General features: G+C 63.7%; 17 protein-coding genes, 1 tRNA gene and 1 pseudogene. 9 read left to right on the forward strand and 10 right to left on the reverse strand.

Translation table 11 applies throughout. The features are described 5' to 3' along the window. The first annotated feature begins 333 nt into the window (after nucleotides 1-333). The 4 genes from proS to EN850_RS23940 all read left to right on the forward strand — a co-directional run bounded on the left by proS (nucleotide 334) and on the right by EN850_RS23940 (nucleotide 5,525). Nucleotides 334-1,662 (forward strand): proline--tRNA ligase, encoded by a 1,329-nt coding sequence (proS, locus tag EN850_RS23920; RefSeq protein ID WP_135928391.1) that lies wholly within the window; start codon nucleotides 334-336, stop codon nucleotides 1,660-1,662. Further along, on the forward strand, nucleotides 1,659-2,945 hold the full coding sequence (locus tag EN850_RS23925) for a lipoprotein-releasing ABC transporter permease subunit (RefSeq protein WP_135928392.1): 1,287 nt from the start codon (nucleotides 1,659-1,661) through the stop codon (nucleotides 2,943-2,945). The genes proS and EN850_RS23925 overlap by 4 nt, the downstream gene beginning before the upstream one ends. After that, complete coding sequence (locus tag EN850_RS23930; RefSeq protein ID WP_127279562.1) at nucleotides 2,945-3,625, forward strand: ABC transporter ATP-binding protein; 681 nt, start codon at nucleotides 2,945-2,947, stop codon at nucleotides 3,623-3,625. Before EN850_RS23925 ends, EN850_RS23930 begins: the two co-directional genes overlap by 1 nt. 649 nt (nucleotides 3,626-4,274) lie before the next feature. Continuing rightward, the gene (locus tag EN850_RS23940) at nucleotides 4,275-5,525 is read left to right on the forward strand and encodes a site-2 protease family protein (protein ID WP_136092398.1); all 1,251 of its coding nucleotides are present in this window, start codon (nucleotides 4,275-4,277) and stop codon (nucleotides 5,523-5,525) included. Between the two features lie 79 nt (nucleotides 5,526-5,604). On the opposite strand, the gene lipB is transcribed toward EN850_RS23940, so the two are convergent. Further along, a complete protein-coding gene (gene lipB / locus EN850_RS23945) occupies nucleotides 5,605-6,348 on the reverse strand; it encodes a lipoyl(octanoyl) transferase LipB (protein WP_136092399.1) in 744 nt (247 codons plus the stop codon). A 233-nt stretch (nucleotides 6,349-6,581) separates the two neighbouring features. On the opposite strand from lipB, the gene EN850_RS23950 reads away from it, so the two are divergent. Next, a tRNA-Leu gene (locus tag EN850_RS23950) sits at nucleotides 6,582-6,666 on the forward strand. Nucleotides 6,667-6,752: 86 nt separating this feature from the next. On the opposite strand, the pseudogene EN850_RS23955 reads toward EN850_RS23950, so the two are convergent. The 7 genes and pseudogenes from EN850_RS23955 to EN850_RS23985 all read right to left on the reverse strand — a co-directional run. After that, nucleotides 6,753-6,980 (reverse strand): annotated as a pseudogene (locus EN850_RS23955) (ATP-binding protein); the annotation flags it as partial. An 818-nt stretch (nucleotides 6,981-7,798) separates the two neighbouring features. Further along, on the reverse strand, nucleotides 7,799-10,483 hold the full coding sequence (locus tag EN850_RS23960; protein WP_246689267.1) for a phosphoenolpyruvate carboxylase: 2,685 nt from the start codon (nucleotides 10,481-10,483) through the stop codon (nucleotides 7,799-7,801). Further along, nucleotides 10,480-11,379, reverse strand: coding sequence for a succinate--CoA ligase subunit alpha (sucD, locus tag EN850_RS23965; protein WP_127871573.1), 900 nt, complete (start codon nucleotides 11,377-11,379; stop codon nucleotides 10,480-10,482). The genes EN850_RS23960 and sucD overlap by 4 nt, the downstream gene beginning before the upstream one ends. 14 nt (nucleotides 11,380-11,393) lie before the next feature. Then, nucleotides 11,394-12,578: a malate--CoA ligase subunit beta gene (locus EN850_RS23970; RefSeq protein WP_136092400.1), complete on the reverse strand. Its 1,185-nt coding sequence runs from the start codon at nucleotides 12,576-12,578 to the stop codon at nucleotides 11,394-11,396. Nucleotides 12,579-12,629: 51 nt separating this feature from the next. Next, on the reverse strand, nucleotides 12,630-13,580 hold the full coding sequence (locus EN850_RS23975) for a CoA ester lyase (protein ID WP_127279350.1): 951 nt from the start codon (nucleotides 13,578-13,580) through the stop codon (nucleotides 12,630-12,632). A 14-nt stretch (nucleotides 13,581-13,594) separates the two neighbouring features. After that, the gene (locus EN850_RS23980) at nucleotides 13,595-14,785 is read right to left on the reverse strand and encodes an aminotransferase class V-fold PLP-dependent enzyme (RefSeq protein WP_136092401.1); all 1,191 of its coding nucleotides are present in this window, start codon (nucleotides 14,783-14,785) and stop codon (nucleotides 13,595-13,597) included. 121 nt (nucleotides 14,786-14,906) lie between these two features. Continuing rightward, nucleotides 14,907-15,578 carry a response regulator transcription factor gene (locus tag EN850_RS23985; RefSeq protein WP_136092402.1) on the reverse strand — a complete coding sequence of 224 codons (672 nt, stop codon included), beginning with the start codon at nucleotides 15,576-15,578 and terminating at the stop codon, nucleotides 14,907-14,909. 340 nt (nucleotides 15,579-15,918) lie between these two features. On the opposite strand from EN850_RS23985, the gene mgtE reads away from it, so the two are divergent. The 3 genes from mgtE to EN850_RS24000 all read left to right on the forward strand — a co-directional run bounded on the left by mgtE (nucleotide 15,919) and on the right by EN850_RS24000 (nucleotide 18,445). Next, nucleotides 15,919-17,337, forward strand: coding sequence for a magnesium transporter (mgtE, locus tag EN850_RS23990; protein WP_136092403.1), 1,419 nt, complete (start codon nucleotides 15,919-15,921; stop codon nucleotides 17,335-17,337). 140 nt (nucleotides 17,338-17,477) lie between these two features. Further along, nucleotides 17,478-17,864: a MerR family DNA-binding transcriptional regulator gene (locus EN850_RS23995; RefSeq protein WP_006203215.1), complete on the forward strand. Its 387-nt coding sequence runs from the start codon at nucleotides 17,478-17,480 to the stop codon at nucleotides 17,862-17,864. A gap of 68 nt (nucleotides 17,865-17,932) precedes the next feature. After that, nucleotides 17,933-18,445, forward strand: a complete 513-nt coding sequence (locus EN850_RS24000; RefSeq protein ID WP_127280836.1) for an HXXEE domain-containing protein — start codon at nucleotides 17,933-17,935, stop codon at nucleotides 18,443-18,445. A gap of 12 nt (nucleotides 18,446-18,457) precedes the next feature. On the opposite strand, the gene EN850_RS24005 is transcribed toward EN850_RS24000, so the two are convergent. Together EN850_RS24005 and EN850_RS24010 are read right to left on the reverse strand one after the other, a co-directional pair. After that, nucleotides 18,458-18,928: an isoprenylcysteine carboxylmethyltransferase family protein gene (locus EN850_RS24005; protein WP_127280835.1), complete on the reverse strand. Its 471-nt coding sequence runs from the start codon at nucleotides 18,926-18,928 to the stop codon at nucleotides 18,458-18,460. Next, nucleotides 18,925-19,923 (reverse strand): DUF1624 domain-containing protein, encoded by a 999-nt coding sequence (locus EN850_RS24010; RefSeq protein WP_135931932.1) that lies wholly within the window; start codon nucleotides 19,921-19,923, stop codon nucleotides 18,925-18,927. Before EN850_RS24010 ends, EN850_RS24005 begins: the two co-directional genes overlap by 4 nt. Before the next feature lie 236 nt (nucleotides 19,924-20,159). Between EN850_RS24010 and EN850_RS24015 the strand changes: the two genes are divergently transcribed. Next, nucleotides 20,160-21,359 carry an MFS transporter gene (locus EN850_RS24015; protein WP_136092404.1) on the forward strand — a complete coding sequence of 400 codons (1,200 nt, stop codon included), beginning with the start codon at nucleotides 20,160-20,162 and terminating at the stop codon, nucleotides 21,357-21,359. Nucleotides 21,360-21,384: the final 25 nt, after the last annotated feature.

Genomic DNA, 21,384 nt, shown 5'->3' on the forward strand with positions numbered 1-21,384 from the left:
CGAAGAATTTTGCCTTGAAACGGGCATTCTCGTGTTGCACTGCACAATAGTGCGGCAGGCTTTGCTTTTGAAACGAACAGGCGAGTTCGACAGAGCCTTTGCGGCATGTTCGCAATTGACGCGCGCAAAGAATTGGCGGCTAGACCCGAAGACGTTCGGCGCGTTCCATTGTCGGCGCCGACTGATCCGGAAGCGAGGGATTCCGGGCCGGAAGGGGGTGATGTATAGGGATGGCCGGGTTTCCATTCCGTCATGAAATCGCTATGAAGCCGGGGCAAGCAAGCCTGCGCCGCGCCGATTCTGGCGTGGCCATTCTCATTCACGGACCAGTCCATGCGTTTGTCGCGCTATTTCCTGCCTATCCTCAAAGAAAATCCGCGCGAGGCCGAAATCGTCTCGCATCGGTTGATGCTACGCGCCGGCATGATCCGCCAGCAGGGGCAGGGCAGTTTTTCCTGGCTGCCGCTGGGCAAGCGGGTGCTGGACAAGGTCTGCATGATCATCCGCGAGGAGCAGAACCGCGCCGGCGCGCTGGAGATTCTCATGCCGACCATCCAGTCGGCCGATCTGTGGCGCGAGAGCGGGCGCTACAACGACTATGGCAAGGAGATGCTGCGCATCAAGGACCGCCAGGACCGCGACATGCTCTACGGACCGACCAACGAGGAGATGGTCACCGAGATTTTTCGCGCTTACGTCAAGTCCTACAAGGACCTGCCGCTCAACCTCTACCATATCCAGTGGAAGTTCCGTGACGAGGTGCGGCCGCGCTTCGGCGTGATGCGTTCGCGCGAATTCCTGATGAAGGACGCCTATTCCTTCGATCTCGACTTCGAGGGCGCGCGAGCCGCCTATAACAGGATGTTCGTCTCCTATCTCCGGACCTTCACCCGCATGGGCCTGCAGGCAATCCCGATGCGGGCCGACACCGGGCCGATCGGCGGCGATCTCAGCCACGAATTCATCATCCTGGCCGACACAGGCGAGAGCCAGGTCTTCTGCCATCGCGATTATCTGTCGCTTGCCGTGCCCGGCGCGAACACCGACTTCGCCAATGACGGCGAAATTGCCGATATCGTCAAGACGTGGACGACGCCTTACGCCGCGACCGACGAGATGCATGACGAGGCGGCCTGGGAGAAGGTTCCGACAGGCGACCGGGTCTCGGCGCGCGGCATCGAGGTCGGCCATATCTTCCACTTCGGCGAGAAATACTCCAAGCCGATGGGCGCCAAGGTGACCGGGCCCGACGGCAAGGATCATTTCGCCTCGGGCGGCTCCTACGGCATCGGCCCGTCGCGGCTGGTCGCGGCGATCATCGAGGCCAGCCACGACGAGAATGGCATCATCTGGCCCGAAGCGGTGGCGCCGTTCGATATCGGCCTGATCAACATGAAGGCGGGCGACGCCGACTGCGATCGCGTCTGCGACGAACTCAATGCCGCCTTCACCGCCGCCGGCAAGGATGTGCTTTACGACGATACCGACCAGCGGCCGGGCGGCAAATTCGCCACCGCCGACCTGATCGGCCTGCCCTGGCAAGTGATCGTCGGACCGCGCGGCGTGGCCGCCGGCGAGATCGAGATCAAGAATCGCAAGAGCGGCGAGCGCGTGACGCTGCCGATCGCCGACGCGAAAAAACGCTTCGGTGTCGCCGCATGAGCGAGGCGGCGGCAGCGAGATCGGCCGGCGCCGGCCCTTTTTCCATCTTCGAACGCACGGTTGCGTGGCGCTATTTGCGTTCGCGGCGCAAGGAGACGGTGATCTCGGTGATCGCCTCGATCTCCTTCCTCGGCATCATGCTGGGCGTTGCCACGCTGATCGTGGTGATGGCCGTGATGAACGGGTTCCGCGCCGAGCTTTTGACGCGCATTCTCGGCGTCAATGGCCATCTGATCGTGCAGCCGCTCGATTCGCCGCTTGAGGACTATGCCCAGGTCGCCAGCCGCATCAACGGTGTGGCCGGGGTCAAATACGCCATTCCGCTGATCGATGGCCAGGTGCTGGCGCAAGGCAATGTCGGCGGCGGCAGCGGCGCGCTGGTTCGCGGCATCCGGGGTGAAGACCTCGGCAAGATCTCCATCGTTGCCAGCAACATCAAACAAGGCTCGCTCGACGGCTTCGATACGGGCGACGGTGTCGCCATCGGCAAGCGGATGGCCGAGAATCTTGGCCTGACGCTCGGCGATACCATCACCTTGATCTCGCCGGACGGCGATGTGACGCCGCTCGGCACCACGCCGCGCATGAAGGGTTACAAGATCGCGGCGATCTTCGAAGTCGGCATGTCGGAGTATGACAGCTCCATCGTCTACATGCCGTTCTCCGAGGCGCAGCTCTATTTCAACATGGACGGCCGGGCGCAGACCATCGAGATCTATGTCGACAATCCCGATGATGTCGACGCGCTGAAGCCGAAGGTGGAGGAGGCGGCACAACGCCCCATCGACCTGGTCGACTGGCGCCAGCGCAACGAGACCTTCTTTTCCGCCCTGCAGGTCGAGCGCAACGTGATGTTCATGATCCTGACGCTGATCGTGCTGGTGGCGGCGCTCAACATCATTTCCGGACTGATCATGCTGGTGAAGGACAAGGGGCATGATATCGCCATCCTGCGCACCATGGGCGCCTCGCGCGGCGCCATCCTGCGCATCTTCCTGATGACGGGTGCGGCGATCGGCGTGACGGGCACGCTCGCCGGCGTGCTGCTCGGCGTCTTGATCTGCACCAACATCGAATCGATCCGCCAGTTCTTCTCCTGGATGACCGGCAAGGTGCTGTTCAATCCGGAGCTCTATTTCCTCAGCCAGTTGCCGGCCAAGATGGATCCACGCGAGACGACCTATGTCATCATCATGGCGCTGGCGCTGTCCTTCCTGGCAACGGTGTTTCCAGCGTGGCGGGCGGCCCGCCTCGATCCGGTCGAAGCCTTGAGGTACGAGTAGTGGCCGAGGTCATTATCGAGCTGAAGAGCGTCGAGCGGCACTACGTCCAGGGGCCGCGCAAGCTCACCATCCTGAACGGCGCCGACTTCTCGCTGCGGCGCGGTGAGATGGTGGCGCTGGTGGCCCCTTCGGGCTCCGGCAAGTCGACGCTGCTGCACACGGCGGGGCTGCTGGAGCGTCCTGACGCCGGAGACGTGATCCTGTCCGGACGCGCCTGTGGCCGGCTGTCCGATGACGAGCGCACCTCGATCCGCCGCAACGATGTCGGCTTCGTCTACCAGTTCCATCATCTGTTGCCGGAGTTTTCCGCGCTGGAAAACATCATGATGCCGCAGCTCATCAAGGGGCTGCCGCGCAAGGAAGCGGGCGAGCGCGCGGCGCAACTGCTCGACTACATGCAGATCGGCAAGCGGGCGTCGCACCGGCCATCCGAGCTGTCCGGCGGCGAGCAGCAGCGCGTCGCCATTGCACGCGCGGTCGCCAATGCGCCGCTGGTGCTGCTCGCCGACGAGCCGACCGGCAACCTCGACCCGGTCACCGCTTCCTACGTCTTCGAGGCGCTGGAGGCGCTGGTGCGGCAATCGGGGCTCGCCGCGCTGATCGCTACCCACAATCATGAACTGGCATCGCGCATGGACCGGCGTGTCACGCTGGCCGACGGCAAGGTGGTGCCGCTGTAAGGAACGGTTCTCGCCTGGAATGTACCGCGCGGGGGTAGCTTAGAATCGCCAGTGAGCGTTCATTGCGATCAGAGTGGACGATATCGCGCTCGTCGCCAGGATGAACAACCAGATTACAAGGTTGCGAGAGAGGCGTCGCCGGCGGCCTTGTCGCATGCGCTTTCGCCAACGGTCACCTTGATTCGCGCCTCCGTACTTCCCCATATCCATCGCCCGGCAGTGCCCCAGCCCAAGAATTATTGCTTCGGCCACGCTTTAATACAAGCGCGCGCTAATCCTGATCTCCAGGACTGGAAGCCTACGCCGCCGCGCTTTCAGCATCGTCTCGTGGCGAACGATTAACCTTTCGCTAACCGTGCAAAATTCCCCGCCTATCGCTCTATCCCCTAGCGATTGACATTGGAACAAAATTAGAACAAATTGGAAACATATCCACAACAGGAGAGAGTTATGACCGATCTGGTTCAGGATGTCATCTCGCTGGTTTGCATGAGTGCGTTTCTTGTTTCCATGGCGATCTGGATCGGAGCCATGTGAGTTGGCGGCGTCTGCCATCGCTGTTTCCCGATGGCCCTAAGCCGCTCCGCCGTTAAGCTTTTCTTGCCGCCGCGACGTTAGGGTGCGTCTCCAGGCAGGGAGCAGCGTCCAGGTGTCGCCCATCGTCACGGCCATTCTCGTGGCCAGCAATCTCGGACTGATCTTTCTCTTGATGACCGTGCCGCTTGGTTTGCGCACGGTCCGGTCCAGCCGCATTGTGGCAATGGACCGGCAGCGCCTGTGGCAGGCGCTGTGGCCGCTTGGCAGCGATGCCGGCTGGTCCGGCGAGATCCTGTCGGCGCAGCCGCTGGACGAAGAGGGCGTGGCCCGCATCATGCTGTCGTGGGAAGGCCGCGACGGCAAGCCGATAGAGCGCAGGGCGCGGTTTGAAGATGTCGTCGAGGGCAGCCGCTTCTCGATGCGGGTGATCGAGGACACCGCGCTCGATGGCTCGTTCTGGAAGGATTATGGCGAGACCGCCGAACTGGTTTCGGAGGGCAGCGGCACACGCGTGACGCTCAGCCGGGTCGACCGGTATCGCGGCGTCGCCTTCCTGGTGTTCCGCTACTTCGCCATGCGCCGCGAGCTTTCCAAGCTGCAGCATTGGGCAAGGACCGGGCAATACCGCAAGGGCGGCTGGTTCGAGCATCCGCTGAGCCAGGTCGGCTTTGCCGTGCTGTCGGCATTGATGCTGTGGCCGTTCTTCGGCCTTCACCTCGGCGGGCTGGCGCTGGCCGCGATCCTAACGTCGGTGGTGGCATTGCACGAACTCGGCCACATGGCGGCGTTCCGGTTGACGGGCCATCGCAGGGCGCGGATGATCTTCATCCCGCTGCTTGGCGGCATCGCCATTGGCGGACGACCCTACAACAGCCGTTTCGAAGTGGCCTTCGTGGCGTTGATGGGGGCGGGGTTCTCCGCCTTCCTGGTGCCGATCGTCATCGCCGCCAGCGTGCTTGCCGGCAACGAGGGTCACAAGGCTGCCGCCGCGCTGCTGGCCGCCCTCGCAGGTTGTGCTGCCCTGTTCAACATCGCCAATCTGGTGCCGGTGTGGAAATTCGACGGCGGCCAGGTGCTGCGCCAGATCTGCCCAGGGCCGGTGGTCCTGGCGCTGGCGTCCTTCTCGCTGCTTTCGGCCTTTCTGGCGCTTGGCTGGCGGGCTGGTTTTTCCTCGGGCTTCCTGCTGGCGGCCGGTGCGGTGTTTTCGATCCTCAGCCTGCTCACCGTCGGCAGCGGGGTGAAGCCGCGTCACGAACTGGAGCCGATCGGCACCCTCGACCGGTTCGTCATCGCAGGCGCCTTGCTGGCGGTGTTCGCCATCCATGGCTGCGGCGTGCTATGGGCTTCCGCCCAACTGATCTAAGGGTGCTCGGAACCCACAGTTTTCGACACGGCCTGACCTGAATCTCAATACACCTTATGCAGTTCCCAGGCCGACAGTGTCAGCCGGCCTTGCGCGAAGCTTCGGCGGGCAAGGCCGTCGCGGGACCGAACACGTCCTCGAAAGCGGATTTCAGTGCCAGGTCGAGATCGGCCATGGTCAGGGGCAGGCCGAGGGCGACGAGGCTGGTGACGCCGTAGTCCGAGACACCGCAAGGCACGATGCCGCTGAAATGGCCAAGCTCCGGCTCGACATTGATGGCGATGCCGTGAAAACTCACCCAGCGACGCAGCCGGATGCCGATCGCCGCGATCTTGTCCTCGGCTGGCGAGCCGTCAGGCAAAGCAGGGCGCTCCGGCCGCACCACCCAGACACCGACACGGTCCTCGCGGCGCTCGCCGCGCACGTTGAAGGTGGCGAGTGTGCCGATGATCCATTGTTCGAGCGCGGCGACGAAGGCGCGCACGTCCTCGCGCCGGCGCTTCAGGTCGAGCATGACATAGGCAACCCGCTGGCCGGGCCCATGATAGGTGTATTCGCCGCCGCGTCCGGCCGCGAAGACCGGAAAGCGGTCCGGCTCGATCAGGTCCTCGGTGCGGGCGCTGGTGCCGGCGGTGTAGAGTGGTGGATGTTCGACCAGCCAGACCATCTCGCCGGCAGCTCCGCTGCGGATCGCCTCGGCGCGCGCCTCCATGAAGGCAAGCGCGTCGGGATAGGCGGTAAGGCCGGGCTCGACCAGCCATTCGACCGGCGCCGAACCGGGCAAGGGCAGGAATGACGTGGCGATCTGGCTGCGTTCAGTCATGACGTATCGCTTTGCTTATACATGTCGTGGTCCCAAAACCGCCTTGCGATTTTGGGCGACATGCCTTGGCCTCCATATGGCGATATTGGGCGCAAACGTCCAGTTCGCGACGCTCATTGCAATCCTGTGGAACGTTATGCCAATTGCCTGACATTATTGCTCGCCACGCACTTGTTTCGCCGGAAACGATTTGCTACACGCCGCGAGCCGGTCGGTTCCGGCTCCTACCACGTGCGGTCGTGGCGGAATTGGTAGACGCGCAGCGTTGAGGTCGCTGTGGGGCAACCCGTGGAAGTTCGAGTCTTCTCGACCGCACCAGTATTTCCTGAGGCAAGCCTTCGGACGTCTTGAAATGACCTCCTGCAATCTGGCGATCATCAGATCCTGAGTATGGCGCCGGCCTGCTATAAGGGCCGGATCTCGGTTCCACTCGGCAGATCAAAGGTCACGACGAGGCCGCTTGGCTGGTTGTCGTGCAACTCGATCTTGCCGCCGTGCCCCTGGATGATATCCGCTACGATGGAAAGGCCGAGCCCGAAGCCGTGCTTCGAGGCAACGCCGCGTGACATGTCCTCCTTGAAGAACGGTTCGAACACGCGCGAGCGCGCTGTCATGGAAATGCCCGGCCCATCGGGAGGCAGTAGGAGCACCGATGCCTGGACTATTTCAGGTGAAAATGGCTGCATGCATGAAGTGATCTTAAGTTTTGTTGCGCAATCTTGGCTTGATCTTGGCTCCGTGCGCGCCTCTGGAACGGCAAAGCGTCAGACTCGGGAGTGTTTGATAGTCCCGCTCGTCAGGACGTTGGGCCGGCCTGACCGCTGCCGAGAGGGATTTTTTGTCGGCCAACTAAAGTTCACCAGCGGCTGGCCGCTTCCTCAGCTGAGCTGCTAAACAAGGCTGTCGCTGTTTTGTTATTGCTCTCAGCTCGCTTGACAAAGCGATCCAGACCACGGCACGAATCGCTTCGTGGGTTTTGGCAAAGGGGAGATACCATGAAGAAGACTTATGTGAAGCCGATGTTCGTAAGGCGCGAAAAGCTGTCCGCCGTGACGGCGATAGCTTGTCCTAGCTTCGGCTGCCCGACCTAAGGGCTGGGCCGAACCGGCTTCTGCCAGATCGCCCGCCGTCGAAAGCGGGCGGGCTTCCATCGTGGCGTGAGCTTTTCGACTGTTTGGAAGGGACCGCTGGGCCGCGCATTCAGATCGCGCCGCCCCGTGCTCCGGGAACTGCCCTTAGGCAGCCTGTTCCCAGAGGTTATGCAGCCTTCTTCATCCGTGCCAGCGTATCGGCCACCTCCTCGCCGAAGGAGGACGGCGTCGGCACGATGATGACGCCGGCATGGCCCATGCGGCGGCCTTTCGGGCAGACAGGCCGATGATCTGGGCGATCGGCAATCAGCCAAGAATGATGAAGCAAGGTGACTGACGTAACTCGGCCAGCCGGCGAGCTACCCCGTCCATCCCAGCCCAGCCGAGATGCAATTAATCGACACCAGCAAGGCGTCAGTTGCCCGCTTTTGATCCGTCGTCCTTGCCCTGACATCACGCAGCAGATCGACCTGCAGCCGGTGGATGTCGTCCATCTGCCGCCGCAGGCTGTCGAAACGCCGCTTGAACATCGGAAAGCGCTCGGAAAGATCACCCCCTGTGAGGTCGCCGATCAGGCGTCGCGTCAACTCGTACTCCCCGGCGATGCGGGCATAGATTCGTTTGGCGGCATCGCTGTCGGACACAAGGCCGGCGTAGAGCCGCGCGATCTCCATGTCGGCCTGGTAGAGCGTCTTCTCGGCTTCGTCGACGACCAGGCGGAAAAAGCGCGAGTGCTCGAACATGCGGGCCAGAAGGTCGCGCCCGACCTCGCCGCGCACCGCGACGAAGGCGCTCAGCGCGCTGCCGATGCCATACCAGCCGGTCAACAGATGACGGTTCTGGCTCCAGGCGAACACCCATGGAATGGCGCGCAGGTCGGCGATGCCGTTGGCGCCGAAACGGCGATCCGGCCGTGAGCCCATTTTCAGGAGCGCCAGTTCCGCGACCGGGCTCGCCTGGTTGAAATAATCGAGGAAGCCGGGCTCGGCCATCAGCGTGGCATAGGATGCCTGCGACATACCGGCGAGCGCCTCGAGCGCTTCGTCGAACTCCGGCGTCTCCTTCGTCTCGGCATCGCCCGGCGATCCGACGCTGTGGGCCAGAACGGCGGCGGCGAGGATCTCGAGCTGGTTGAGGCCGGTGCCGCGATTGGCGAATTTCGACGATACAACCTCGCCTTGCTCGGTCACCCGCATGGTGCCGGCGACGGTGCCTTGCGGCTGCGCCGCGATCGCCCGGCCGGTCGGCGCGCCGCCACGGCTGACGGAGCCGCCGCGGCCGTGAAAGAAACTGATCCCAACCTTGTGCTTGCGCCCGACGGCAGCGAGCCGCTTCTGCGCTTTGGCCAGTTCCCAATTGGAGGCGAGGAAGCCGCCGTCCTTGTTGGAATCGGAATAGCCGAGCATGATTTCCTGGCGCGCGCCGAAATCGCGCACCGTGCGCCTCACCAGCGAGACGTCGAGCAATCCGTTCAATATGCCAGGGGCGGCCTGCAGGTCGGCGATGGTCTCGAACAAGGGCACGATCCGCAGCCTGATTGTGCCGCCGGCGGGCGCGGTCGAAAGTCCGCAATATTGCGCCAGCAGATAGACCGCGAGCAGATCGTCGGCGGAGCGGGTCATCGAGAGAACGAAAGAGCCGACAGCGTCGGGATCAGAGCTGGAGATGTGCCTGGCGATGACGGAGAATGTCGAAAGCAGTTCGCCTGCTTCAGCCGAGAGCCGCCCAGCGTCTATCTCCAGCCGCTCGCCCTCGCTGATGGCTTTGCGAATGCGCGCCGACCATTGCGGCGTGCCAGCCGCGACCGGATCGGTGGGGTTCGTCAGCGCAAACAGCTCGGCCAGCACGCGGTTGACGACCGTGGAGTTCTGCCTGAGGTCGAGCGAGACGGTGCGGAAGCCGAAGCTGCCGACCTGCCAGAGCAGAGGCTGGACGAAACGCCTGGCCACCGCGCGCCCGCCGATTGCTTCGAGAACGCTCGACAGCCCCTCCAGATCGGCACGAAACGCGCCCGCCGACGGGTACGCCGCCGCACCGCCGTCCCGTGTCGCCTCCAGCCGGGCAAGCAGGGCCGAAGCGAATTGGCGGAGCGGTTCGTCAGGGTTGCGGGTGGTGATCCCATCGGCCTGTCGGCTTTTATCAAGCGCCGTTTGCAGCACCGGCTTGAAGCTCGCCGGCAGGTCGATGACGTTTGAGCTGGCGCTCAGCACCGTCACCAGCCGCTGCATCTGCGCCAGATACCAGCCTATGGCCGTATCGCGGTATTCGGCCAGGGCATGGGCGGTGACGGCGGCCGTCACATTCGGGTTGCCGTCGCGATCGCCGCCGATCCACGAGGCATAGCGCATGAAGGAGGGGATTCTGATCGGCGCTGCCGGATAATGGCGCTCGAGGGCGCCTTCCAGCTTGCCATAGAGCTGCGGCGTTGCCTCGAAGATGACTTCACGAAAGAAATGCAGGCCCCAGGCGATTTCGCGTTCGACCGTCGGGCGCTCCAGCCGCAGCTCGCCCGTCATCCACAGAAGCTCGATCTCGCTTTCCAGATCGGCGACCAGCAGGTCGCGTTCGCGCGGCGCCCAGCGCGGCTGGTCGAGTTCGGTCAGCTTGCGATAGATACGGCGGTGGATCTCCAGCACCGTGACGCGTTTGGCCTCCGTCGGGTGCGCGGTCATGGTCGGGCCGACGCAGAGTTCGTCGAGCCTGGCCTGGACCTGCTCCGCCGAATGGCCGTTCGCCGCCATCCGCGCGATCACGCTAGCGAAGGAGCCGGGCACGTCGTCGACACCGGTGCCTTGTTCGAGTTCGCGGCGCGCCCGCATGGCGAGCAACTCATCGGCAATGGCGAGCAGCTGGAACCAGACGCCGCTCGCCTGAAGCGCCGGGATGCGCTGCTCCGCGGCAAGCGAGACAAGCGACCGACGTCCGGTCAGAACGGCGGCGATCTCCGGCTCCCGCGCGCTTGCGACCTGAAGCAGCAGGCGCAACAAGAGGCTGCGCTCGTCCTCCCGAAATTTGATGCGTCTGCTCTGTTCCAAACGCTTCAAGCCGCCTTCTTCGTTCGCTCCAAAGTCTCGGCCACGACGTCGCCGAAGGACGACGGCGTCGGCACGATGATGACGCCAGCCTCTTTCAGGATCTCGACCTTCTCCTGCGCTGACTCGCCGAAAGCCGAGATGATGGCGCCGGCATGGCCCATGCGGCGGCCTTTCGGGGCGGAAAGCCCGGCAATGTAGGCGATCAGCGGCTTCCTCATATTGTCGCGCGCCCAGATCGCGGCTTCGGCTTCCTGCGGTCCGCCGATCTCGCCGATCATCACCACGGCGTCGGTCTCGTCGTCCTGCTCAAACAGCTTCAGAACGTCCTTGAAGGAGGAGCCGTTGATCGGGTCGCCGCCGATGCCGACGCTGGTCGAGACGCCGATGCCGAGCGCCTTCATCTGCGAGGCGGCCTCGTAACCCAGCGTGCCCGACCGCCCGACTATGCCGACGCGGCCTGGAAGGTAGATGCTGCCGGGCATGATGCCCATCAGCGCCTGTCCCGGCGTGATGATGCCGGCGCAATTCGGCCCGACCAGCCGCATGCGGTCCTCGAAGCGGTAGCGGCGCATGTAGCGCTTGACCTGCATCATGTCCTGCGAGGGGATGCCGTCGGTGATGCAGACGCAGAGTTTTATTCCCGCGTCCGCGGCCTCCATGATCGAATCGGCGGCGAAGGGCGGCGGCACGAAGACGATGCTGGCCTCGGCACGGGTTTCGCGCACCGCGCCCTTGACGGTGTTGAAGATCGGCAGGCCAAGATGCGTCTGGCCGCCCTTGCCGGGGGTGACGCCGCCGACGAGCTTGGTGCCGTAGCGCTTCATGTCCTCGGCATGGAAGCTGCCGATCTTGCCTGTGAAACCTTGCACGATGACGCGCGTGCTGCGGTTGAGCAGGATTGCCATTCTTCTGTCCTCCCTCAGGCTGCTTTTTTCTTGGTGGCCGCGCGCCATGCGGCGACGGCTTTTTCGGCGGCTTCGGCGAGCGTGTCGGCGACAATCACCGCCTCGCCGGAATCGGCCAGGATCTTGCGTCCTTCCTCGGCCCTGGTGCCGGACAGCCGCACCACCAGCGGCACGCTGACGCCGACCTCGCGGATCGCCTTGATGACGCCCTCGGCAACCCAGTCGCAGCGGTTGATGCCGGCGAAGATGTTGACCAGGATGGTTTCGACATTCTTGTCGCCGAGCACGGCGCGGAAGGATTTCGCCACCCGCTCGGGCGAAGCGCCGCCGCCGATGTCGAGGAAGTTGGCCGGTTCGCCGCCGGCAATCTTGATCATGTCCATCGTAGCCATGGCGAGCCCGGCGCCGTTGATGATGCAGCCGATATTGCCGTCGAGGCCGACATAGGAGAGGCCGCGGTCGCTGGCGAAGGTTTCGCGCGGATCTTCCTGGCTCTTGTCGCGCAATTCGGAGATTTCCGGCCGCCGGAACAGCGCGTTCTCGTCGAACGACATCTTGGCGTCGAGCGCGACCAGGCTGCCGTCGCGGGTCACCACCAGCGGATTGATCTCCAGCATCGAGGCGTCGTAGTCGCGGAACACCTGGTAGCAGCTGAAGATGGTCTCGGTCGCCTTGCCGATCAGGCTGTCCTCCAGCCCGAGCCCGAAGGCGATCTCGCGCGCCTGGAAACGCTGCATGCCGACGCCCGGGTCGACGGTGGCGCGGATGATGGAATCCGGCGCTCCTTCGGCGATCTCCTCGATCTCCATGCCGCCGGCGGCCGAGGCGACGATCATGACGCGCTCTTCCTTGCGGTCGAGCACGAAGCCGAGATAGAGTTCCTGCGCGATGTCGACGGCTTCCTCAAGGTAGAGGCGCGAGATCAGCTTGCCGCGCGGGCCGGTCTGATGGGTCACCAGCTTGCGCCCGAGCATGGCTTCGGCGGCGCTGGAAATCTCCTCGTCATTGGCGCAGAGCTTGATGCCGCCGGCCTTGCCGCGCGCGCCGGAATGAACCTGCGCTTTCAGCACCCATTTGCCGCCGCCGATTTCGCGCGCCCGGTAGGTGGCCTGCTCGGGGCTGTAGGCCAGGCCGCCGCGCGGCACGTGCACTCCATGCCGGGCGAGCAGTTCCTTGGCCTGATATTCGTGGATGTCCATTTTTTCTCCTCCGCAAATCGTCAAAGTGCCGCGACGAGCGGCCCTCGTTGGCTAATTAAGCTGGCCGGCGCGTTCGATGGCGTCGTTGACCACCAGCACGTTGCGCGCCATGCGTTCCGAAGCGGCGTCGATCATCTTGCCGTCGAGTGCGGCGGCGCCTTTGCCCTGCGCCTCGGCTTCCTTCAGCACCTCCAGGATGCGGCGGGCGCGCGTGACTTCCTTCTCCGGCGGCGAGAACACGTCGTTGGCCAAAGCAATCTGCGAGGGATGGATCGCCCATTTGCCTTCGATGCCGAGTGCGGCGGCGCGCCGGGCGGCCGCCTTGTAGCCTTCCGGATCGGAGAAATCGCCGAACGGCCCGTCAACGGCGCGCAGACCATAGGCGCGGCAGGCAACCGTCATTCGCGACAGGGCGAAATGCCACTGGTCGCCGGGATAGTCGGGGTTGAGACCGCCAATGTTGACGGTGCGCGCCTTGTTTGAAGCAGCATAGTCGGCAACGCCGAAATGCATCGCTTCCAGCCGGCCGGGCGTCGCGGCAATGGCCTCGACATTGGCCATGCCGAGCGCGGTCTCGATCAGCGCTTCCAAGCCGACACGGGTCGTGAATCCCTTGGCCATCTCGATCTGGTTGACCATGGCCTCGACCATGTAGAGATCGGCCGGCACGCCGACCTTCGGCACCAGGATCGTGTCCAGCCGGTCGCCGGCCTGTTCCATGACATCGACCACGTCGCGATACATGTAATGGGTGTCGAGCCCGTTGATGCGCACCGAGACGGTCTTGCCCTTGGCGCGCCAGTCGATGTCGTTCAGCGCCTGGATGATGTTCTTGCGGGCGCGCTCCTTGTCGGGCGGCGCGACCGCGTCCTCGATGTCGAGAAAGACGAAGTCGGCGGCACTGTTGGCCGCCTTGTCGATCATCTCCGGGCTGGAGCCGGGAACCGCCAGCTCGCTGCGCTGCAGCCTGAGTTTCTTCAGATGGTTGATGGTGTGGCTCATGTCGCGCTCCTGGATCAGGCGGCTTCGGCGATGACGGGCTGCTGCGAGCGGCGGAAATGCGCGATCGCGGCGCCGACACCCGAGCCCGGCGCAAGCTTGACGCCGCACTCGAGCAGCGCCAGTTCGGCGGCCGACAGCGAGGCGAGCACCATCACCTCGTTCAGCCAGCCGAGATGGCCGATGCGGAAGACCTTGCCCATCACCTTGTTGAGACCGCCGCCAAGCGAGGTCTGGTACTTCTGGTAGGCCTGTTTGACGACGTCGGCGCTGTCGATGCCTTCGGGCACGAGGATGGCGCTGACCGTGTCCGAGTGCCATTTCGGCGCCTTGGCGCAGAGCTTCAGGCCCCAGGCGTCGACCGCCTTGCGCACGCCTTCGCCGAGGCGATGGTGGCGCGCAAAGATATTCTCAAGCCCTTCATCGGCGATCAGGTCGAGCGAGGCACGCAGGCCGCGCAGCAGCTGCGTTGCCGGCGTGTAGGGAAAATAGCCGGCATCGTTGGCGCGGATCATGTCCTCGAAGGAGAAGAAGCAGCGCCGGTGGGTGGCGGTTCTCGAAGCGATGAGCGCCTTCTTGCTGACCGACAGGAAGCCGAGGCCGGCCGGCAGCATGAAGCCTTTCTGCGAACCGCTGACGGCGCAGTCGACGCCCCATTCCTCCTGGCGGAAGTCGATGGAGCCGATCGACGAGACGCCGTCGACGAAGAGGAGCGCTGGGTGGTTCGCATCGTCGAGCGCCGCGCGGCAGCCGGCGACGTCGCTGGTGACGCCGGTCGCCGTCTCGTTCTGCGTGCAGAAGATGGCCTTGATGCGGTGCGTCTTGTCCGCCTTCAGCCGCTCCGCATAGAGCTCGAGCGGAACGCCGGTTCCCCATTCGCAGTCGATCACGTCGACCTCGAAGCCGAGCCGCTCGGCCATGTCGACCCACAGATGCGAGAACTGGCCGAAGCGCGACATCAAAACGCGGTCGCCGGGGCTGAGCACGTTGGTCATCGCCGCTTCCCAGGCACCGGTGCCGGAGGACGGATAGATGAAGACGCGGCCGGTCTCGTTCTTGAAGACGCGTTTGATATCCTCGAACAGCGGCAGGGTGAGATCGGGGAAGGTGGCCGCGCGCATGTCCTCCATCGGCAGGTTCATCGCCTGCCGCACCTGCTCGGGAATGTTTGTGGGCCCTGGGATGAAGAGATGAGTGAACCCAGCCATGCGCGAACTCCTCCGATCGTTTTGGATTGTGGAGGAAGTGTCGCGTCGATACGGCCGGCTAACAACACCTTGCCGGGTAAGTAGTTGGCCCGCGCGGGTGGGGTGCTCCTACCCGGTTGGCCTACCCGATAGGTGACTTGGGGCTTCGGCGCTTCTCGCTCGAATAGAGCGCTACCGCCATGGCGCGGTTGCGGACATCCAGCTTGTCGTAGAGATTCTTGAGGTGATATTTCACCGTATTCTCGGAGATGCCGGTCCGGGTCGCGATCTGCAAATTGGTCCAGCCGTCGGACAGCACCGCCAGCAGTTCACGCTCGCGCACGGTCAGTCGAGACAGAGGCGTGTCGTTGACCTTGTTGATGTCGATATAGGGAATGCAGATGCGGCCGTGCGCGACCGCCAGGATCGTGTCGAAGATGATGGCGGGATCGTCGAACTGGAAGCAGTAGCCCTGCGCCCCCAGGCGCACGCACTGTTTCAGGATGCCGATGTCATGGTCGTTTGAAAAGACGGCGATGCGAACGTTGAGCTTGCTGCCCTGGACCTCGGCCAGGACGTCCGCGCCGTCCATGTCGGAGAGCTTCCAGCCGATCACGGCGACATCGAACTCCTGCGCCATGGCAAGCTCCAGGAAATGACTGCCGCTTTGTACCGAGGCCAAAAGCTCGAACCGCCCGTCGCATTCCAGCATTTCGCGCAGAGCCGATATGACGAGCGGATTGCGTTCGGCGACGACCACGCGAACGCGCCGCTCTTCGATTGCCTTGTTCTCTGTCCGTGACCTGATCTTCAAGGGCTTCCGGCTTTTTTGTTGCGGCCTGGCGGGTCCTGGCGATGCCAGGACCTGCGTCATGGCAATTCTGCCCCAATGGCGCGAGGGTGCTCTTTCCCCAGCGACATCAGCTGTCGCGCCGCTGGAAGCCGAAGGGCGCCCTTCTTTTGATGAAATCGATAGTCCGTGCGCGCATGACAACACGGCATCGGCGAAGCCCGACGTGAGCGGGCAAGCATGCGTTTGGCCTGAGATTTCCGTACGTTAGAAGGCCGGACCGAAAAACCGGTTTCCACTTTGCGGACTCATGGTCTAGACCTGATTTGCCCCTTTTCCGGGATTCTGATGGCGGGAGGCGCTGGTGGAAGGCCAGGACGAACGGACGACGGGCGCCAGGGCCGCCGACGAGCACCACGCCGACATCTATGGCGAGGACGGTGCCGTCCTTTCGTCCTTCCTCGCCCGGATTGGTGCGGCGATCGCCGACCGCGACACGCTGACCCTCAAGCGTGAAGTCGACGACCTGCATCAGTCGGAACTTGGCGACCTCATCGAGGCGCTGCACCCCGAACAACGGCTTGCCTTGGTCGATCTGCTGGGCGCCGACTTCGACTTCTCCGCTTTGACCGAAGTCGACGAGGCGATCCGCATGGATATCGTCGACAATCTGCCCAATGCGCAGATCGCGCAGGCCGTGCAGGAGCTCGATTCCGACGATGCGGTCTACATCCTCGAAGACCTCGAGCCGGAAGACCAGGACGAGATCCTGTCGCAACTGCCTTTCACCGAGCGGATCAGGCTGCGCCGCTCGCTCGACTACCCGGAAGAGACCGCCGGGCGGCGCATGCAGACCGAGTTCGTCGCGGTGCCACCCTTCTGGACGATCGGCCAGACCATCGACTACATGCGCGAGGACAAGAACCTTCCCGAGCGCTTCAGCCAGATATTCGTCATCGATCCGACCTTCAAGCTGTTGGGCGCCATCGATCTCGACCAGATCCTGCGCACCAAGCGCGCGGTCAAGGTCGAGGAAGTCATGCATGAGACGCGGCACGCCATCCCGGCCACCATGGACCAGGAAGAGGCGGCGCGGGAATTCGAACAATACGATCTCTTGTCGGCGGCCGTGGTCGACGAGAACGAGCGGCTGGTCGGCGTGCTGACCATCGACGACGTCGTCGACGTCATTCAGCAGGAAGCGGAGGAAGACCTGCTGCGCATGGGCGGCGTCGGCGACGAAGAACTCTCCGACAGCATTCTGGCGACTTCGCGCTCGCGCGTTCCCTGGCTGCTCGTCAATCTCTTGACCGCATTTCTGGCGGCATCGGTGATCGGCCTGTTCGACCACACGATCGAGCGGATCGTGGCGCTCGCCGTGCTGATGCCGATCGTGGCCGGCATGGGCGGCAATGCCGGGTCGCAGACCATGACCGTCACCGTGCGGGCGCTGGCGACGAGGGATCTCGACATCTACAATGCCGGCCGCATCATCCGCCGCGAAATGGGCGTCGGCTTCATCAACGGCATCGTCTTCGCCATCCTGATCGGCATCGTCGCGGCGGCGTGGTTTCGCGATCCTAATCTGGGCGGCATCATCGCCGCGGCGATGATCATCAACATGTTCGTGGCGGCCCTTGCCGGCATCCTGATCCCGCTGCTGCTCGACCGCTTCAAGGTCGATCCCGCGGTCGCTTCGGCGGTCTTCGTCACCACGGTCACCGATGTCGTTGGATTCTTTGCCTTCCTCGGCCTCGCGAGCTGGTGGTTCGGTGTCCGGTAAGCGTCTCAATTGACTTTTACGTAAATGCCGTGCGAGGCTCGTACGGGGTGCCGCGTTCGATTCCGGCGGGCAAGGGTTTGGTTCGGGACAGATGGGCGACGCCGCACGGCGATCGCCCGGAATTCCGGCATGGAGTGACAATGCGGGAATATTATTCGATTACCGAACTGACCCGCGAATTCGACGTGTCGACGCGGACGCTGCGTTTCTACGAAGACGAGGGGTTGGTGCAGCCGGTGCGGCGCGGCCGCACCCGTCTGTTTCGCCCTTCCGACCGCCATCTCATCCGGCAGATCATGCGTGGAAAACGGCTCGGCTTCTCGATCAACGAGATCCGCGAGATCATCCAGATGTACAAGGAGCCGCCGGGCGAGGTCGGGCAGCTCAAGCTGATGATCAAGCGCATCGAGGAAAAGCGCGAGGATCTCAGGCAGAAGCGCCGCGACCTCGAGGAGACGCTGGCCGAACTCGACCAGGCCGAAGAGTCCTGCGTCGAGCGGCTGGTCGAGCTCGGCGTCAATACCTGACCTGTGCGGTTGCTCCGATGCCTCGCCGCCAGGAACTGTGAAGGCTTGAACCGGCGGTCGATCACGTCATGTTCATCACTCTCGCTTGGCTGTTTGTCGCCGCTGTCACCGTCCACAATCTGGAGGAGGCGGTTTTCCTGCCTGCCTGGTCCGAGCAGGCGGGGCGCTGGCACCGTCCCCTCGCGGCCAACGAATTCCGGTTCGCGGTGTTCGTGCTGGTTGTTCTTGCTGGCGTTGCGGCTTTGCTCGCCACCGTGCAGGGACGGGAGAGTTTCGGCGCCTACGTCCTGTCGGGCTATGCGCTTGCGATGCTGCTCAACGTGGCTTTTCCACATCTCCTCGTCACAATGGTCACGCGCCGCTATATGCCGGGGACCGCGACCGCTCTCGCATTGAACCTGCCGGTCACCGCGGCTCTGCTGCATCAGGCATTTCGCGAGGGATATATTTCGGCGACCGGCTTCGCCTTGACGGCGCCCGCCATTGTCCTGGCCATCGTGCTTCTGCTCCCGGTGCTGTTTTATGTCGGCCGGAAACTGCTTCCGGACACGGCAGGCGCTCCAGGCAAGGCTTCTGACTGATCCCGCCGGACCTCAGATCCAGCGCCGCACGCGTTTGGCGTAGTCGCGGTATTTCTTGCCGAATTTCGCCGCCAACATCTTTTCCTCGCGCTCGATCGCGACCTTCTGGGTGACGAAGGCGGCGACGAAGGCAAGCAGGAAGAACCAGGCGATGCCCGAGACGAAGGCAACGCCGATCAGCATCAGTGTGTTGGCCAGGTACATCGGATTGCGGGTGACGCCGAAGGGACCGGTCGTGACGAGATGATCGGGCACGGCGTTGGGATTGAGCGTTGTCCTGGCCCGTATCATGGTGCGGATCGCGGTGAACCAGAGGACGGCGACAGCGAACAAAGCCACCCAACCGGCGGCGAACAGGATGTCGCCCAGCAGGTCGCCGATCCAGGGCAGGGGATAGAGCAGGCCGAGGATGATGCTGAGGGCGATTGCGGCGACGTAGATCACCGGCGGCCACGGTATCAGCCCAGGCTTCGGCTCCGTCATTGCGTCCCTCCCTCCGTCATCTTGTCCTCGGTCTTGGCGGTACACGTTGCGGCAAGATCGGACAGATGCGCCCTGAAGTCCGCAGTCTGGTCGTTGTTGTAGAGCCGATCAAGAGAGCCTTCACCGTCGAGAGTCTCGAGCATACAGCCGCAATAGCTCGAACAGAAGGTTGCGTTGCGCATCTGCTCGCACGAGCGCTGGCAGGTTTTCAGGAAATTGACCCGCGGGGGGTCGACCTGCGCGGGCATCACTTGCGAGAACAGCCAGACGCAACCGATCAGCAGCGGCTGGTGGATCAGGTAGAAGGCCAGGCTGTGGCGGCCGATGAAGACCAGAGGATTGGCCCAGCGGCCTGGCACGCGGCTCGCCAGACGTGCCCGTATACCGGAAGCGGAAGCGAGTTTCGCCGCCCCGAGGCCGAGAAGCACGGCGCCGAACCATGGAAACAGCGGCACATAGTCGTTGGAGCGCGGATTGATCGCCGACAGGCCGATCCACCACAGCCACGGATGATCGAGGGCCTCGAAGCGCAGGTAGGCTGGCGCCGCGATGACGAGCGCGGCGACGACAAGCGTCAGCAGCGCCGGCAGGCGCAGGAAGGCGAGGCCAAGCAAGCTCGCCAGCGCGATCTCGTGCAGGATGCCGAAGAAAATGAATCCGTCGGGCGTGGCGATGCGGGTGACGACCGATATGGCGACCGCCGCGCCTGCAACCATGGCGAACCGCTTCCAGAAACCGTTCCAGCGGATTTGTCCGCCATGGGCGAGATAGAGGCTGACGCCGACCAGGAACAGGAAGGTCGAAGCGATGCAGCGGGCGTAGATCTTCCACCAACCGAAGGCGGTGAGGCCAGGGTCGGTGTAACCGAAGAATTCCAGGTCCCAGGTGAAGTGGTAGCTCGCCATCGCGATCAACGCGATGCCGCGCACGATGTCGATGGCGACGATTCGCTTCGATGGCTCCGGAACGGGTGCGGTCGGCGTGTTGATGCTCATGGTCTCGTGATCTGATTCAGCCCCTCCAAGACGACTATCACGGTTGCACCGGATAGAAGAAGACCGGTCGCCCTGGCCCGGACCGCGCGGCGGAGCCCGCGCCAGCCGCCGGGTTTGGGCCAGCGCGGGAAAGCCTTTGACCGGCTTCGCTTTTTGCCGGGTGTGCGTCGGTTTCCTCTTAATGGGCCTGAAATGTCCGCGCCAGATTTGGCGCCGCGATTCTGTTTGGGGAAGCAATGTCCACCCATGTGCGCCATCCGATCTGGCTTCCGGCCCTCAAGGCCGCGGACGCGCGCACCTTCGCCTCGCTCTACGCGGTCGAATCCTTCGCCCGCGCCATGGTGTCGAGCGTCATCCCGATCCAGGCCTACGAAATCCTGCACAACGAGCAGGTCGTCTCGATCCTCTACACCGTCGTGTCGCTGCTCGGCCTGTCGGTGACCCTGTTCATGCCGATGCTGATCCGCCGCTTCGCGCGGCGGTGGGTGTACACCGCCGGCGCCTGCCTGCTTGCCATAGGCTCGCTGTTCTTCGTTACCCATACGCTCGCCGGGCAACTGGCCGGCATGCTGTGCCGCGTCATGGGCGCCAGCGCGCTGTCGATCACGCTCAACCTCTACATCATGGACCACATCCGCAAGACCGACTTCATGCAGGCCGAATCGCTGCGCATGGCGTGGTCGATGGTTGCCTGGACCTGTGGGCCGACGCTCGGCATCTTTCTTTACGCGCATTTCGGCATCTATGCCGCGCATGGCGCGGTGGCGGTGTTCGCCCTGGCCTTGCTGGCGCTGTTCTGGACCTACCGGCTGGGTGACAACCCGTCGATCCGCCCGGGTAAGACGCGGCCGGCCAATCCGCTCGCCAATATCGGCCGCTTCGTGGCGCAGCCGAGGCTCAGACTCGCCTGGCTGATCGCCTTCGGCCGCTCCTGCTTCTGGACGACATTCTTCGTCTATGGGCCGCTGTTCATGGTCATCACCGGGCAGGGCGATATCGCCGGCGGCCTGCTGGTCTCGGCCGGCAACGCGCTTTTGTTCATGGCTATCTTCTGGGGCAAGGCAGGAAAGCGCTTTGGCGGCCGGCGCACCATGACGTTTGCCTATTTCGCCATGTCGGCATCGCTGCTGGCCGCCGGCACGATCGGAGCGACAGCACCGTTGCTGACCGGCGCCTTCCTGTTGTGCGGCGCCTTCTTCACCATCGCGCTCGACGCCCTGGGTTCGACCGCCTTCATGCGCTCGGTACGCTCCTATGAGCGGGCGCAGATGGCGGCGGTCTACCGCACCTATCTCGATTTTTCCGAACTGACGCCGCCGCTGGTCTATTCGGTGGTGCTGGCGTTCTTCGGCCTGGGATCGGTGTTCGTCACCCTCAGCCTGCTGGCGGCGTTTTGCGGCTTCATGACCTGGCGCTACCTGCCGAAGTCCCTGTAGGTATGTCGATATTCAGGTGATGCCG

Source organism: Mesorhizobium sp. M8A.F.Ca.ET.207.01.1.1, from assembly GCF_004794715.1.
Lineage (GTDB): Bacteria > Pseudomonadota > Alphaproteobacteria > Rhizobiales > Rhizobiaceae > Mesorhizobium.

Coding starts and splice junctions, on each gene's coding strand:
- proS (WP_135928391.1), top strand. CDS start 334: ATGCGTTTGTCGCGCTATTTCCTGCCTATCCTCAAAGAAAATCCGCGC.
- EN850_RS23925 (WP_135928392.1), top strand. CDS start 1,659: ATGAGCGAGGCGGCGGCAGCGAGATCGGCCGGCGCCGGCCCTTTTTCC.
- lipB (WP_136092399.1), bottom strand. CDS start 6,348: ATGACTGAACGCAGCCAGATCGCCACGTCATTCCTGCCCTTGCCCGGT.
- sucD (WP_127871573.1), bottom strand. CDS start 11,379: ATGGCAATCCTGCTCAACCGCAGCACGCGCGTCATCGTGCAAGGTTTC.
- EN850_RS23970 (WP_136092400.1), bottom strand. CDS start 12,578: ATGGACATCCACGAATATCAGGCCAAGGAACTGCTCGCCCGGCATGGA.
- EN850_RS23975 (WP_127279350.1), bottom strand. CDS start 13,580: ATGAGCCACACCATCAACCATCTGAAGAAACTCAGGCTGCAGCGCAGC.
- EN850_RS23980 (WP_136092401.1), bottom strand. CDS start 14,785: ATGGCTGGGTTCACTCATCTCTTCATCCCAGGGCCCACAAACATTCCC.
- EN850_RS23995 (WP_006203215.1), top strand. CDS start 17,478: ATGCGGGAATATTATTCGATTACCGAACTGACCCGCGAATTCGACGTG.
- EN850_RS24000 (WP_127280836.1), top strand. CDS start 17,933: ATGTTCATCACTCTCGCTTGGCTGTTTGTCGCCGCTGTCACCGTCCAC.
- EN850_RS24005 (WP_127280835.1), bottom strand. CDS start 18,928: ATGACGGAGCCGAAGCCTGGGCTGATACCGTGGCCGCCGGTGATCTAC.
- EN850_RS24010 (WP_135931932.1), bottom strand. CDS start 19,923: ATGAGCATCAACACGCCGACCGCACCCGTTCCGGAGCCATCGAAGCGA.
- EN850_RS24015 (WP_136092404.1), top strand. CDS start 20,160: ATGTCCACCCATGTGCGCCATCCGATCTGGCTTCCGGCCCTCAAGGCC.